The organism is Clostridium psychrophilum (genome assembly GCF_018861705.1).
Taxonomy (GTDB): domain Bacteria; phylum Bacillota; class Clostridia; order Clostridiales; family Clostridiaceae; genus Clostridium_AD; species Clostridium_AD psychrophilum.
The window spans coordinates 1-973 of sequence record NZ_JAHLEC010000258.1; the positions used below are offsets into that span (position 1 = coordinate 1).

1 protein-coding gene is annotated in these 973 nt (G+C 33.3%); it reads right to left on the minus strand.

The features are described 5' to 3' along the window. Positions 1-111 precede the first annotated feature (111 nt). Positions 112-873 (minus strand): thiazole synthase, encoded by a 762-nt coding sequence (locus tag KPL38_RS19345; RefSeq protein ID WP_216290759.1) that lies wholly within the window; start codon positions 871-873, stop codon positions 112-114. Positions 874-973: the final 100 nt, after the last annotated feature.

The window sequence follows — 973 nt, forward strand, 5'->3', positions numbered from 1 at the left end:
ATTTTTGCAAAACATAGTAATCCTCCTCTACGTACTGATTTTGATATTATTATATCATAATTACTACGTTTGGAAGTAATTACAAGCTTTTTGTGGGATAATCATATAATATTATAAATCACCTAAAATACCAGTAAGTGGTGAAGAAGCCTGCGCATACATTTTAATGGCACCTGCACCTGATAAATAAGCCTTTCTTCCAGCCTCTACTGCAAGTCCAAAAGCTTCACCCATAAGTATAGGATCTCCAGCAGTTGCTATTGCTGTATTTAAAAGTACTGCAGCAGCGCCAAGTTCCATAGCCTCTGCAGCATCAGATGGTCTTCCAATGCCTGCATCTACAATAATTGGTAAATCTATTTCATTTATTAGAATTTTAATTAATTCTTTGGTCATTAGGCCCTTATTTGTACCAATTGGAGCACCTAGTGGCATAATTGCAGCAGCACCAACATCTCTTAAATGTTTTGCACACATAAGGTCTGGACTCATATAAGGAAGGACAATAAAACCTTCTTTTACCAAAATCTCAGTTGCTTTAATTGTTTCAAAATTATCAGGAAGGAGATATTTTTTGTCAGAGATAACCTCGATCTTAATTAAGTTTCCACATCCAGCAGCTTTTGCAATATGAGCAATACGTATTGCTTCTTGCGCATTTTTAGCCCCAGAAGTGTTTGGCAATAAAGTGCAAGATTTAGGTATAAAATTAAGTATATTCTCATTTTTTGAATTAAAATCTATTCGTCTAAGTGCAACAGTTACGACCTGAGCTTTTGACGCGTTAACTACATCAGGAATCATTTTGTTTGTTGGATATTTTCCTGTCCCGATAAAAAGCCTACTATTAAGTTCAATCCCACCTTGTATAATCTAATTATAAGTTTGATAAGAAACCTTCTTTAAATAATACGAATGATTTCTTACTTATCTTTATTAATGTTAATGTTTATTTTTATTCATTTCTAAATTT